The organism is Pseudomonas sp. TH08 (genome assembly GCF_016651275.1).
In the GTDB taxonomy this organism is placed as follows: Bacteria; Pseudomonadota; Gammaproteobacteria; order Pseudomonadales; family Pseudomonadaceae; genus Aquipseudomonas.
Genome location: NZ_JAEKEE010000001.1, coordinates 684,709 through 698,424, shown reverse-complemented (window position 1 = coordinate 698,424; position 13,716 = coordinate 684,709). Strand labels below are relative to the sequence as shown.

The 13,716-nt window shown below is 60.0% G+C and carries 11 protein-coding genes; 3 read left to right on the top strand and 8 right to left on the bottom strand.

The window, feature by feature from the left end:
- Positions 1-254 precede the first annotated feature (254 nt).
- On the top strand, positions 255-2,252 hold the full coding sequence (gene betT, locus JFT91_RS03280; protein ID WP_201231549.1) for a choline BCCT transporter BetT: 1,998 nt from the start codon (positions 255-257) through the stop codon (positions 2,250-2,252).
- A 252-nt stretch (positions 2,253-2,504) separates the two neighbouring features.
- On the opposite strand, the gene choV is transcribed toward betT, so the two are convergent.
- The 3 genes from choV to JFT91_RS03265 all read right to left on the bottom strand — a co-directional run bounded on the left by choV (position 2,505) and on the right by JFT91_RS03265 (position 5,539).
- Positions 2,505-3,683: a choline ABC transporter ATP-binding protein gene (gene choV, locus JFT91_RS03275; RefSeq protein ID WP_201228914.1), complete on the bottom strand. Its 1,179-nt coding sequence runs from the start codon at positions 3,681-3,683 to the stop codon at positions 2,505-2,507.
- Positions 3,680-4,525 (bottom strand): choline ABC transporter permease subunit, encoded by an 846-nt coding sequence (gene choW / locus JFT91_RS03270; RefSeq protein WP_129395846.1) that lies wholly within the window; start codon positions 4,523-4,525, stop codon positions 3,680-3,682. The genes choV and choW overlap by 4 nt, the downstream gene beginning before the upstream one ends.
- A gap of 66 nt (positions 4,526-4,591) precedes the next feature.
- Entirely contained in the window at positions 4,592-5,539 is a 948-nt protein-coding gene (locus tag JFT91_RS03265; protein ID WP_201228913.1) for a choline ABC transporter substrate-binding protein, read from the bottom strand.
- A 436-nt stretch (positions 5,540-5,975) separates the two neighbouring features.
- Here JFT91_RS03265 and JFT91_RS03260 point away from each other — a divergent pair, with 436 nt between their 5' ends.
- Entirely contained in the window at positions 5,976-7,352 is a 1,377-nt protein-coding gene (locus JFT91_RS03260) for an L-serine ammonia-lyase (protein ID WP_201231548.1), read from the top strand.
- 623 nt (positions 7,353-7,975) lie between these two features.
- Positions 7,976-9,079, top strand: coding sequence for a choline metabolism transcriptional regulator GbdR (gene gbdR / locus JFT91_RS03255; RefSeq protein ID WP_007949927.1), 1,104 nt, complete (start codon positions 7,976-7,978; stop codon positions 9,077-9,079).
- Between the two features lie 87 nt (positions 9,080-9,166).
- Here gbdR and JFT91_RS03250 read toward each other — a convergent pair whose 3' ends face one another.
- The 5 genes from JFT91_RS03250 to cdhC all read right to left on the bottom strand — a co-directional run bounded on the left by JFT91_RS03250 (position 9,167) and on the right by cdhC (position 13,671).
- Entirely contained in the window at positions 9,167-9,430 is a 264-nt protein-coding gene (locus JFT91_RS03250; protein ID WP_201231547.1) for a hypothetical protein, read from the bottom strand.
- Between the two features lie 371 nt (positions 9,431-9,801).
- Positions 9,802-10,965, bottom strand: coding sequence for a gamma-butyrobetaine dioxygenase (locus JFT91_RS03245; RefSeq protein WP_201231546.1), 1,164 nt, complete (start codon positions 10,963-10,965; stop codon positions 9,802-9,804).
- A 24-nt stretch (positions 10,966-10,989) separates the two neighbouring features.
- A complete protein-coding gene (locus JFT91_RS03240) occupies positions 10,990-11,466 on the bottom strand; it encodes a thioesterase family protein (protein ID WP_201231545.1) in 477 nt (158 codons plus the stop codon).
- Positions 11,467-11,645: 179 nt separating this feature from the next.
- The gene (locus JFT91_RS03235) at positions 11,646-12,611 is read right to left on the bottom strand and encodes an L-carnitine dehydrogenase (protein ID WP_201231544.1); all 966 of its coding nucleotides are present in this window, start codon (positions 12,609-12,611) and stop codon (positions 11,646-11,648) included.
- 172 nt (positions 12,612-12,783) lie between these two features.
- The gene (cdhC, locus tag JFT91_RS03230) at positions 12,784-13,671 is read right to left on the bottom strand and encodes a 3-dehydrocarnitine:acetyl-CoA trimethylamine transferase CdhC (protein ID WP_201231543.1); all 888 of its coding nucleotides are present in this window, start codon (positions 13,669-13,671) and stop codon (positions 12,784-12,786) included.
- Between the last annotated feature and the right edge of the window lie 45 nt (positions 13,672-13,716).

Sequence of the window (13,716 nt, the reverse complement as noted above, 5' to 3'; positions counted from 1 at the left end):
TTGAAACCTGTATGGGGCATGGCGCGGTTCGCGATTCGATGGACGTGTTGAAAGGGCAAGACGCTCAGGGCCAGGTTTCGGATGAACGTCCGCACACCTTCGGCCACGAAAGCGATTCGCAGCGCCATTTCGGCAGGTTCGGGCTTTTTTCGGGGTGTCTTTATATCACCCGCCGGTCGGCTGCCAACTAACCGATTGGTCGGGTTCCGTGTTGCCTTGTGTTCTTCTCTCGCACTGCCTGGAGCATTTGTGCCATGAGTTCTGCCTCGCTTATAAAGACCCCGCCCGAGAAGGTGACGGTCAACGGTTGGGTGTTTTACACCTCTACCGCGCTGATTCTGTTGTTGACCGCCATTCTGATTATCGCCCCGCAAGAGGCCGGCAGACTGTTGGGTATCGCTCAGGCCTGGTTGTCGCGCAGCTTCGGCTGGTACTACATGGTGGTCATCGCCGCCTACCTGGTGTTTGTGGTGGGCCTGGCGTTTTCCTCGTACGGCAAACTCAAACTGGGCAGCAAGGATGACACCCCGGATTTCAGTTACGGCGCCTGGGCGGGGATGCTGTTCTCGTCGGGTATCGGTATTTCGCTGCTGTACTTCGGCGCATCCGAGCCACTGGATCACTACTTCAATCCGCCGGAAGGCGCATCGGCCACCAACATGGCCGCGCGTCAGGCGGTGCAACTGACGTTCCTGCACTGGGGCCTGCACGGCTGGGCGATCTATGCACTGGTCGGTCTGGCCGTTGCCTACTTTGCTTACCGTCATAACCAGCCGCTGGCACTGCGTTCGGCGCTGTATCCGCTGGTTGGCGAGCGTTGGGTCAAAGGCGCGGCCGGTCATGCGGTAGACGGCTTTGGCATGTTCGTGACCCTGCTGGGTCTGGTGACGAACCTGGGGATTGGTTCGCTGCAAGTGTCGTCGGGCCTCGAAAACCTGTTCGGCATGGAACACAGCAACACCAACCTGCTGATCGTGATCATCGTGATGAGCACCGTGGCGACCATCGCTGCCGTGTCCGGCGTGGAAAACGGCATCCGTCGTTTGTCCAACCTGAACATCGTGCTGTTCAGCGGTCTGCTGATTTTCGTGCTGTTGTTCGGCCCGACCCTGCACCTGCTCAACGGCTTCGTGCAGAACATCGGCGATTACCTCAACGGCATCGTGCTGAAAACCTTCGACCTTTATGTGTACGAAGGCAACGCCGAGAAAACCGAGCGCTGGATGGGCCTGTGGACCCTGTTCTACTGGGCCTGGTGGATTTCCTGGGCGCCATTCGTAGGCATGTTCATCGCGCGTATTTCCCGTGGTCGTACCGTGCGTGAACTGGTTGCCGGCGTGTTGTTGATTCCGTTGGGCTTCACTTTGGCCTGGCTGTCGATCTTCGGTAACTCGGCGCTGGACCTGGTGGTGAACCATGGTGCGGTGGAGCTCGGCAAGACCGCGCTCGAGCAGCCATCGATGGCGATCTACCAACTGCTTGAGCACTACCCGGCATCCAAAATTGTCATCGGTGTTTCGATTTTCGTCGGTTTCGTGCTGTTCCTGACCCCGGCTGACTCTGGCGCGGTGATGATGGCCAACCTTTCGTGCAAGGGCGGCAATGTCGACGAAGATGCGCCGCACTGGCTGCGCATTTTCTGGTCGGTGGTGATCACCCTGGTGACCATCGGTCTGCTGTTCGCCGGTAACTTCGAAGCCATGCAAACCATGGTGGTGCTGGCCGGTCTGCCGTTCTCGGTGGTGCTGGTGTTCTTCATGTTCGGCTTGCACAAGGCGATGCGCCAGGACGTGCAGATCGAACAGGAGCAGGCGCAACTGGCCGAGCGCGGTCGTCGTGGTTTCAGCGAGCGTCTGACTCAGCTGGATCTGCAGCCGAGCCAATCGGTGGTGCAGCGTTTCATGGACAAGCAGGTCAGCCCGGCGCTGGAAGATGCCACCGCGCAGATGCGTGCGCAGGGTCTGGAAGTGCAGACGCTGTTGGGTAAATCCAAGCGTTGCATGGGCGTGCGCGTCGAGATGGAAGAGGGCAACCCTTTCGTTTACGAAGTGAGCCTGGACGGCTATCTGGCGACCCCGACCGAGTCGGCCCAGTCCGATGAAGCGCGCCAGCGTTACTACCGCGCCGAGGTGTATCTGCACAACGGCAGCCAGGACTACGACCTGATGGGCTTCACGCAGGATCAGATCACGCGGGATGTGCTCGATCAGTTTGAAAGCCATCGGCAGCTCCTTGGCCGGGTGTATAGCTAAACCTTGAGGGTCGGCGGTGCAGTCAGCTGCACCGCTGAACCTTGTGGTGAGGGGATTTATCCCCGATGGGCTGCGAAGCAGCCCTGAAACCTGCGATTGCGATTTATTCGGATATCGCAGTTGCCGGCTGGGGACTGCTCCGCAGCCCATCGGGGATAAATCCCCTCACCACAGGTCCTGTGTTTACAGCTAAATAATCTGTACTAACAAAAACGCCGCGATCCTCTCGCGGCGTTTTTGTGTCTGGGGTTGTTAACCGAGGTTCTTGCCCAGCAACGCGTGATACAACTCGCTGTCGCCGAGGATCCCGACCACATGATTGTTATCGTGCAGAACCAGTTTGTTGCCGGTCTGATAACGAATCTGCAACGCATCGCGCATGCCGATATTCGAATCCACCAGCGTCGGTTTGCGCTCCAGCCCTTCCACCGCTTGTCCTGGTGCCCAGTTCTGCAGGTTCAGCACTGAACCGTTCTGCCGTGCGCCTTTGATGGTGTTGCCCTCGGCCAGATCCAGCCACGAATCGCCGCCCGGATCGAGGCACACCGAACCGTTGATGCGTTTACAGTTGTCCAGCGTGCGCATCAGGCTGCGGCCGCAGAGCACGTTGAGTGGATTGGTGTGGGCGACGAAGGTCCGCACATAGTCGTCCGCCGGGTTCAGCACGATCTCTTCCGGCACGCTGTACTGAATGATCCGGCCGTCCTTCATGATTGCGATGCGGCTACCCAATTTGAGCGCCTCGTCGAGGTCGTGACTCACGAACACAATGGTCTTGCTCAGCTTGCGTTGCAGCTCCAGCAGTTCATCTTGCAGGCCTTGGCGGATCAGCGGATCGAGTGCCGAGAACGGTTCGTCCATCAGCAGGATGTCGGCGTCCATTGCCAGCGCTCGCGCCAGGCCGACACGTTGCTGCATACCGCCAGAGAGTTCGTCAGGCTTCTTGTTGCGCCATTGCGTCAGGCCCACCAGTTCGAGTTTTTCATCGACCAGCTTGCGCCGTTCCTTCTCCGGACGGCCCTGCATTTCCAGACCGAAACTGATGTTCTCGCGCACCGTCAGCCACGGCATCAGGGCGAACTTCTGGAAGACCATGGCGATGCGTTTGGTGCGCATCATTTTCAGCTCGGCGGGTGTGCAGGACGCGATGTCGATCTGCTTGCCTTCATGCTCGACGAACAGTTTGCCGCGACTGACGGTATTGAGGCCGTTGATGCAGCGCAACAGGCTCGACTTGCCCGAACCGGACAAGCCCATCAGCACGCAGATCTCGCCTTTGTTGACGTCCAGCGTGGCTTTTTCCACGCCGACGATCTGCCCGGTCTTTTTCAGGATCTCGTTGCGGGTCATGCCCTGATCCAGCAGCTTGAGCGCCTCGCGTGGATCCTTGGAGAAGATTACGTCGACGTCTTCGAAGCGAATTATGCTCATGCGTCACCCCCTACTTTAGCGTCGGGTTGTTTGCAGATACGGTCGAGCATGATCGCCAGCAGTACGATCGCCAGGCCCGCTTCGAAGCCCAGGGCGATATCAGCAGTGTTCAGTGCGTTGACCACCGGTTTGCCGAGTCCGTCGGCGCCGACCAATGCCGCGATCACCACCATCGACAACGACAGCATGATGCACTGGGTGATGCCGGCAGCGATGCTCGGCATGGCGTGAGGCAGTTCGATCCGTGAGAGCAATTGGCGACGCGAGCAGCCGAAGGCCTTGCCGGCGTCCATCAGTTCTTGCGGGACATCGCGGATGCCCAGGTAGGTCAGGCGGATCGGCGCAGCGATGGCGAACACCACCGTGGAGATCAGGCCCGGCACCACACCCAGCCCGAAGAGGGTCAGGGTAGGAATGAGGTAAACGAAGGTCGGTACGGTCTGCATCAGATCGAGTACCGGACGCATTAGCGTGTAGAACATCGGTTTGTGCGCGGCGACGATGCCCAACGGCACGCCGATGACCACGCAGACCAGGGTCGCGAACAGCACCTGGGCGAGGGTTTCCATGGTTTCCTGCCAGTACCCAAGATTGAGGATCAGCAGAAAGGAAGCGATGACGAAAACGGTCAATCCCCATTTGCGCTGGATGAAATGCGCGAGCAGGGCGATGAGGCCGATCAAGACAAAAGGGTTGAACCAGGTGAGCGCAAACGTCACGCCGTGGATCATCGTTTCCAGCGTCACGGCGATGGCGTCGAAGGTGCTGGCGCCATGTTGCGTCAACCATTCAACGAAGCCCGCGATGTACTGGCCTAAAGGTATTTTCTGATCAATCAGCATGGTAGTGAACGTCCGCATGCAAGGAAATAAACAGCCCGGACGGCTTGCGCCGTCCGGCATAAGCGATTACTGACTCAGCTTGCTCTTCACGGCCTCCAGGCCAGGTTTACCGTCAATGGTGGTCACGCCAGCGAGCCAGGTATCGAGCACCTGTGGATTCTTTTTCAGCCAGGCCTTGGCGGCCGCGTCAGGCTTCATCTTGTCGTCGAGGATGTTGCCCATCAGTTCACTTTCCATGTCGACGTTGAACTCCAGGTTCTTCAGCAACTGACCGACGTTGCTGCATTCCTCGGCGTAACCCTTGCGGGTGTTGGTCGCCACGGTCGCAGCGCCGAAATCGGGGCCGAAGAAATCATCGCCACCGGTCAGGTACTGGATCTTGAAGCGCTTGTTCATTGGGTGCGGCGCCCAGCCGAGGAAGACCACGGCGGTGTCGCGTTTCTGTGCGCGGTCAACCTGCGAGAGCATGCCCGCTTCGGACGATTCGACGACTTTGAAACCGGCGGTTTTCAGGCCGAAGGCGTCTTTGTCGATCATGCTCTGGATCAGACGGTTGCCGTCGTTGCCCGGCTCGATGCCGTAGATCTTGCCGTCGAGTTCTTTCTTGAATTTGGCGATGTCGGCGAAGTCATGCAGACCCTTGTCATACAAGGCTTGCGGCACGGCGAGGGTGTACTTGGCGCCCTTGAGGTTGGTGCGCACGGTTTCCACGGTGCCGGCGTCGCGGTAGGCCTTGATGTCGTTCTCCATGGTCGGCATCCAGTTACCGAGGAACACGTCCATGTTCTTGCCGTCGGCTAGCGACTTGTAGGTCACGGGCACGGAGATCATGGTGGTCTTGGTCTTGTAGCCGAGGGCGTTGAGCACGACAGAGGTGGTCGCGGTGGTGGCGGTGATGTCGGTCCAGCCGACATCGGAGAAGTTAACGGTACTGCACTGCGCCGGTTCTGCAGCTTGCGCCAGTAACGGCAGACTCAGCATGGCGGCCAACAACAACGACGGGGAACCTTTCATGGATGGACTCCTTGGTGTTTTTTTTGGCAGTGTTCCGACTGTGGACCACCGCACTTATAGGTTGCGGTTGGATGGCGTTCTGGAGACAGCTCTACCACGGCGCCTTGCAATCGAGTCATAACGATCATGTACCAGTGAAAATCTGACGCCTACAGGGGGGGTCGTATCCAGTACAGGGATGGTCGTATCTAGTGTCAGTGACGTCGTTTACAGCTTTTTTCTGCCCCGAGTCACCCTCTGATCCGCATAAAAACGGCGAAAACCGGGGGTGAAAACGGCGCGGCGCTGGTGGACATGAGTGCGTCGGTGTCAGACGCCGTGCTCCCCGACAAAAGCCTGATGATGCGGGCATTCCGGCGGATTGCAGCTTGAGCGTAGCAGCTCCGCCAGCGGGCGCTTCACGCCCCGGATCGGCATCCTCAGGAGCTCTGCAGCAATGGCTATCAGCGTTTTCGACCTGTTCAAAATCGGCATCGGCCCGTCCAGTTCTCATACCGTCGGGCCGATGCGCGCCGCCGCATTGTTCGTCGAGTCGCTACGCAACAAACATCAACTGGAACAGGTGCGGCGGATCGAGGTGCAACTGTTCGGGTCACTGTCGGCCACCGGCATCGGTCACGGCAGCGACAATGCAGTGATCATGGGCCTGATGGGCGAATGGCCGGACGCGATCGACCCGTCGCAGATCGGCCCGCGTATTCAGGCGCTGCGCGAAACCCACACACTTTTATTGGATGGCCGCTGGTCGGTGCCGTTTGTCTGGGCGCGGGACATGCGCCTGATCGACGAAAACCTGCCGTTCCATCCCAATGCGATGACCCTGGTTGCCGAAGGCGATCACGGTGAACTGCATCGCGATACTTACTACTCGGTCGGCGGCGGTTTTGTCGTCGATGAAGCCCAGGCTTGCAGTGGCGTGGTCGATCTCGATCGCACCGAGTTGCCGTATGACTTTTCCAGCGCGGTCGAGCTGCTGGAACTGTGCAAAAAGAACAATCTGCGCGTCGCCGAACTGATGATGGCCAACGAAAAGGTCTGGCGCAGTGAAGACGAGATTCGCGCGGGACTGATGAAGCTGTGGCGCGCGATGCAGGATTGCGTCGAGCAGGGGCTGAAGCACGAGGGCATTCTGCCCGGCGGTTTGAATGTACGGCGGCGGGCGGCGAAGTTGCACCGCAGTCTTCAGGAACTGGGCAAGCCCAACGTGATCGGCTCGACGCTCAGCGCCATGGAGTGGGTCAACCTGTTCGCTCTCGCGGTGAATGAAGAAAACGCTGCGGGCGGGCGCATGGTGACAGCGCCGACCAATGGTGCGGCGGGGATCATCCCGGCGGTGTTGCACTACTTTATGAAGTTCAGCGAAGCGGTCACCGACGCCAACGTGGTCGACTATTTCCTCAGCGCGGCGGCAGTAGGGATTCTGTGCAAGAAGAACGCTTCGATCTCGGGGGCCGAAGTGGGCTGTCAGGGCGAAGTCGGCTCGGCGTGCGCGATGGCCGCGGCGGGGCTGGCGGAGATTCTTGGCGCTACGCCCGAGCAGTTGTGCAACGCGGCGGAGATTGGCCTTGAACATAACCTCGGGCTGACCTGCGATCCGGTCGGTGGCCTGGTGCAAGTGCCGTGCATCGAGCGCAATGCGATTGCGGCGGTGAAAGCGATCAACGCGGCGCAGATGGCATTGCGCGGGGATGGTCAGCACTTTATTTCGCTGGATCGGGTGATCCGCACCATGCGTGATACCGGCGCTGACATGCATGACAAATATAAAGAGACTTCGCGCGGTGGTCTGGCGGTCAGCGCGGTGGAGTGCTGACACATTTTTCTGTGGCGAGGGGATTTAGCGAAACGTCGCACCGCCCCGATGGGCTGCGAAGCGGCCCCAAATCCTGTAATTGAGTTTTGCCTGACACACCGCGGTGAATGGGTTTACGACTGCTGCGCAGCCGATCGGGGATAAATCCCCTCGCCACAGGATTTATGTTTGATTTGGAAAGATTGGAGCGCCTCAGACCAGTCAAAACTGCGCGTTAAGTGAACACGCGCATTCAAACACGCCACCTTTTAGCGCGTCGCAATCAGATAAGAGTCCTTCCCACCTGTTACACACCGTCAGCCCCTTCTACCGTCCGTCACCCGTGCCTGCGGTGACACTCCCTGCAAACGGCGCCCAGGCCTTTTCCCACAAGTGCTACCGATTTGCTCACACGCATCGGGGCGGAGCTTTCGCCAGCGCTGATGGCACTTCGAAATACCTTTCGTCGGACGGCTCGTATAGACACGTCGCGACGTCGTTTTCAGGAGTTATTGAACGGCCATTCAATTTTAGGCATGGCATTTGCTCTGTCATAACAAAGCCCGTCTCCCACGCGAGAATGCTGGCAATAACAAGAGCCTCCGCCTGAGGCCATCACCCGCTTTGTGTGAGGAGATACCGCGATGACGTCGTTCAACTCCGGGGCCCAACCCCAGAACCGTGCGCCTCAATCCATCGGCTTTCTGCTGCTGGACAATTTCACGCTGATTTCCCTGGCCTCCGCAGTAGAACCTCTGCGCATGGCCAACCAATTGTCCGGTCGCGAGCTGTATCGCTGGAGCACCCTCACCGTCGATGGCGGTCAGGTGTGGGCCAGTGACGGTCTGCAAATCACCCCCGACGCTTCCATGCACAAAGCCCCGCCACTGGACACCGTGATTGTCTGCGGCGGCATCGGCATTCAACGCACCGTGACCCGGGAACACGTGTCGTGGCTGCAAAGCCAGGCGCGCCAGTCGAAGCGCCTCGGCGCCGTGTGCACCGGCAGTTGGGCCCTGGCCTGCGCCGGCCTGCTCGACGGTTTCGATTGCAGCGTGCACTGGGAATGCCTGGCGGCGATGCAGGAGGCTTTCCCGCGTGTGGCCATGAGCACGCGCCTGTTTACTCTCGACCGTAACCGTTTCACCAGCTCCGGCGGCACCGCGCCACTGGACATGATGCTGCACCTGATCAGCCGTGATCATGGCCGTGAACTGTCTGCGGCGATTTCGGAGATGTTCGTCTACGAGCGCATCCGCAACGAGCAGGATCACCAGCGCGTGCCGCTCAAGCACATGCTCGGCACCAACCAGCCGAAGTTGCAGGAAATCGTTGCGCTGATGGAAGCCAACCTCGAAGAGCCGATCGACCTCGACGAACTGGCCGTTTATGTTGCCGTGTCCCGTCGACAACTGGAGCGGCTGTTCCAGAAATACCTGCACTGCTCGCCGTCGCGTTATTACTTGAAGCTGCGTTTGATCCGCGCCCGGCAGCTACTCAAGCAGACGCCGATGTCGATCATCGAAGTGGCGTCGGTGTGCGGGTTCGTGTCGACGCCGCACTTCTCCAAGTGCTATCGCGAATACTTCGGCATTCCGCCGCGTGACGAGCGCGTGGGTTCCAACACTACCCAGCAGGTGGCGATGCTGCCGCTGCCGCAGGCGATCGTGATGTCGCCGCTGTCGGGGCCGATGTCGGCGTTGAGTCAGGCGCGTAATGAGTCGACGTTTGCCAGTGTAAGGCTGTAGACCGCGTCATCGTTCTTCGCGAGCAGGCTCGCTCCCACATATGAATGCATTCCAATGTGGGAGCGAGCCTGCTCGCGAATGGATTTCTCAGGCGCTATGGCTTTGCTGGTACTGCGCCAGCGCCGGCAACAACTGCTTGTCGAACGCCTCGCGCACTGCCGGCAAAATCGTCGCGCTGCTGGTGTACATCTGCTTGACCATCGTGCGCAGGGTATTCGCCCGCACATCATCCAGACCGCGCACCGCATACTCGCAGGCCTGCTCGGCCGTGGCGCCGGACGGCACTTCGAAACCCAGTGACTTGAGCTGGCCCAACAGATCTTCCTGGTCAATCAAATCGGCGTACATCATCACGCAAATCCTTCTTCGGCATCGGAGGTCGTGGCTCGATTCTGGTAGTCACATGCGGTGACGGCAAGGGCGATTTGTCGCAGTGGCTGAGACGACTATGAACAGGTCGTTTTCGGCTAACTCGCCGGGGAGGGGAGTCGGCACACTGGGTTCAGCTCGCTTCACGAAGGTTTGGTCACCCTCGCCGCGCAAGCTCCTCAACAGTACCCTCTGCCCCGATCCTGTCACGGCTTGTATCGGGGCTTTTTTTGGCTGTGAATCAGATAGTGTGGTGGTGATTGATTTGACGCCATCGCGAGCAGGCTCACTCCTACAGTTGAAATGCATTCACCTGTGGGAGCTGGCTTGCCAGCGATGAACGATGACGCGGTCTAGCGTTGCAACACCAGAATCCGCGACAACAACTCATCCCGATCGATGTAGCAGCCCTGGAAATGCCGCGCCCCGGTCGCCGGGTCAAAGGCATTGCGCGCATGCAGCGTGCGGCGATTGTCGAAGCACCACAACTCGCCCGGATTGAGCCGCTGCATCAAGCGAAACCGTGGCTCGCGGGTCATCGCGATAAAGCGCCGGTAGGCGCGATACAGCAGTGGCATCTGCTCCACCGATGTATCAAACGCCCCACGCAGAAAATTCGCCATGCGAATCTCCGCGACCCGGCCCAATGTATCCAGCGCGATGACCGGCGCGAGACAGCGATAGTCGCTGTGACGATCCTTGTTGCGAAATTCCACCGGGATCTCGCAAAGGTCCTTGAACGACTCGGGGTCTTCCTGACGCAACGCATCGGCAATCGCAAATCCGTCGACAAAAATACTCTCGCCACCCTCGGCGTCATTCACCAGACAATGCAGAAATTGCAGCCCCGGTTGCAGCTCCCGAGTCGGCAGATCCGTGTGCAGCGGCAAATTGAAAGCGGTGTAGGCGTTGCTGTCGGCATCGGCCTTGGATTGCACGTTGAATAGCACGCCGAAATTGCTTTCGCGGATGAAGGAGATGCGTTGCGCAATCAGTTTCAACGAACCAGGTTCGGTCGGTACGCCGCGCACCTGGGTCAGACCGATATCGCGTACAGCAATCAGCCAATGCAGCAGCGCGGCGTTGTCGTTCATCAGCGCCGAGTAATCGAACACCGGCAATTGCAAATCGCTGCGCCACAGATAAGCCTTGGGTTTGGCGGCCAGGCGTTCGGCGCGGGATTCTTCGTCATAGGCATGTGCACGCAGCCAGCCCGGATCGAGGCGGCTCGAATGGCCGTCCTGCCAGTCGATGCGCAGGCAGCCGTCGCTATCGATGTGCGCGGCGGCAGGCTTGAGGTCATCAGCGGCATCCACAATCTCGAAAACCTGCTCGCGGGTGACGCTGTAGACGCACTGCTGACACGGGCAGTTGTCTCGCAACCAGACATGGTGAAACGGGCTGATGCGACCATCGGCCCATGCAATCGAAATGCGATCCGCCAACGTCTGCACGCCACCGAGCGCGCTGATCAACGGATAAGTACGGAAATCGGCAACAGCGGCAGCGGTGTTCATGGCGGCTCCTTGCGAGTGATGGATTTACCGGGCGGGTGGCAACGCGATCACGCGGCCGATGTAAGCCGGGGCAGGCAGATCGGCCTGCTTGGCGACGATGGCTTGCAGGCGGTTGAGAGTGTCAGCGCTGAACGGCGCCGAGCGCGGGCCGGCGAGGTCGACGTGGAGCAACATTTGCTCGTTGCCGGCCAGTTCCTGGTCGTCTCCGACTTTGTGCAGGCTGTGATAGAGGTGCAGGCGTTTGCTGTCGTGACCGATGATTTGCGTGCGCACTTCGACGTCGGTGTCGAGTTTCACTTCGTGCAGGTAATTGAGGTGCAGTTCGAGGGTGAACAGTGAGTGACCGCTGGCTTCGCGGTTGTTGCTGTCCATGCCGAGACGGTCCATCAGAGCGTCGGTGGCGTAGCTGAAGATCAGCAGGTAGAAAGCGTCGCGCAGATGGCCGTTGTAGTCGACCCAGTCGGGGATGATGCGGGTTTGGTAGGTGGTGAGGGTGGGCATGCTGAACTCCATAGGTCGCTGGCGAAATACACACTTGTGGCGAGGGAGCTTGCTCCCGCTGGACTGCGCAGCAGTCCCAAAACCTCTTGACGCGGTGTGTCAGTCAGGCCGCACTCGCTGGTTTTACGACCGCTTCGCGGCCGAGCGGGAGCAAGCTCCCTCGCCACAGGGAACTGCGTTTATTCGCTGAAGCTCATGCCATGCTTTTCCTTGGTGGTCTTCACCGCCTCAAGCACCGCCAGCAGGCAATCATCACGATAGCGCTCCAGCGCCGAAATGCTGTGATGACCGAGCTGTTCGCTGGTGCCATCGACCACATCATCGATCAACTTGTCAGTCAGCTCCGGTGCCGGCAGATACGTCCACGGCAACTGCAACGCCGGGCCGAATTGCGACATGAAGTGGCGCATGCCGGCATCGCCGCCGGCCAAGGTGTAAGTCAGGAACGTGCCCATGAACGACCAGCGCAGACCGGCGCCAAAGCGGATAGCATCGTCGATCTCGCCAGTGGTCGCCACGCCGTCATTCACAAGGTGCAGCGCCTCGCGCCACAGCGCTTCGAGCAAACGATCGGCGATGAACCCCGGCACTTCCTTGCGCACATGCAGCGGACGCATGCCGAGAGATTCGTAGACTTTCATCGCTGCCTGAACGGCCTCGGGCGCGGTGTTCTTGCCACCGACCACTTCCACCAGCGGCAGCAGATAAACCGGGTTGAACGGATGCCCGACCACGCAGCGTTCCGGGTGCGTTGAGCTCTCGTAGAACTCGCTGGGCAGCAGGCCAGAGGTGCTGGAGCCGATCAGTGCGTTGGGTTTGGCCGCCGCGCTGATTTTGCTGTGCAGTTCGAGTTTCAGCTCCAGCCGCTCCGGGGCGCTTTCCTGAATGAAATCGGCATCGCGCACACACTCTTCGATGGTCGCGACAAAGCGCAGACGATCCTGTGAAGCGCCGGACGCCAAACCGCTTTTCTCCAGCGCCCCCCAGGCATTGGCCACGCGTTTGCGCAGCGCCGCTTCGGCGCCCGGCGCCGGGTCCCAAGCCACGACGTCCAGCCCATGGGCCAACGCACGGGCCACCCAGCCACTGCCGATGACACCGCTGCCCAGTGCGGCGAAGGTTTTGATTTCGGTGATAAAGCTCATGGTGAATTCCTAAAAATATTCGATGATCCCGTGTGAGCCCGGTTCTTGTGGCGAGGGGATTTATCCCCGTTGGGTCGCACAGCGGCCCCAAGAATTTTGCGACTGCTGCGCAGCCGAACGGGGATAAATCCCCTCGCCACAATTGCGGTTCCCAAAGGGAATAGATGTAGGGTTAACCGCGCTGGGTCAGGCCCATTTTCTTGCGGCCTTCAGCAGGCGTGAGCACGCGGGCGCCGAGGCGACTGAGGATCTCGGTGGCGCGCTCGACCAGTTGGCCGTTGGTTGCCAGCACACCTTTGTCCAGCCACAGGTTGTCTTCCAGTCCGACCCGCACGTTGCCGCCGAGCAGCACCGCTTGCGCGGCCATCGGCATCTGCATCCGGCCAATGCCGAACCCGGCCCACACGGCATCCGCCGGCAAGTTGTCGACCATGGCTTTCATGGTGGTGGTGTCGGCCGGTGCGCCCCACGGGATGCCCAGGCACAGCTGGAACAGCGGGTTATCCAGCAGGCCTTCCTTGATCATTTGCTTGGCGAACCACAGGTGGCCGGTGTCGAAAATCTCCAGCTCGGCTTTCACACCCAACTCGGTAATGCGCTTGGCACCGGCACGCAGTTGCGCCGGGGTAGAGACATAAATGGTGTCGCCATCGCCGAAGTTCAGCGTGCCGCAATCCAGTGTGCAAATTTCCGGCAGAAGCGCCTCGACGTGGGCCAGCCGGGTCAACGGGCCGACCAGGTCGGTGTTCGGACCGAATTCCATCGGGTTCTCGCCGGCACCGATTTCCAGGTCGCCGCCCATGCCGGCGGTGAGGTTGACGATGATGTCGACGTCCGCCTCGCGGATGCGCTCCATCACCTCGCGATACAGCGCGACGTCACGGCTGAACTTGCCGGTCTGCGGATCACGGACGTGGCAGTGCACGACGGTGGCGCCAGCCTTGGCCGCCTCGACGGCAGCCGCTGCAATCTGTTTCGGGGTGACCGGCACGTGTGGGCTCCTGGCGGTCGTGTCGCCAGCACCGGTGAGTGCGCAGGTGATGATGACGTCGTGATTCATGGTGCGGTTTCCTTCAGGCGTGATGGGTCTGTCCGCAGCCCTTTT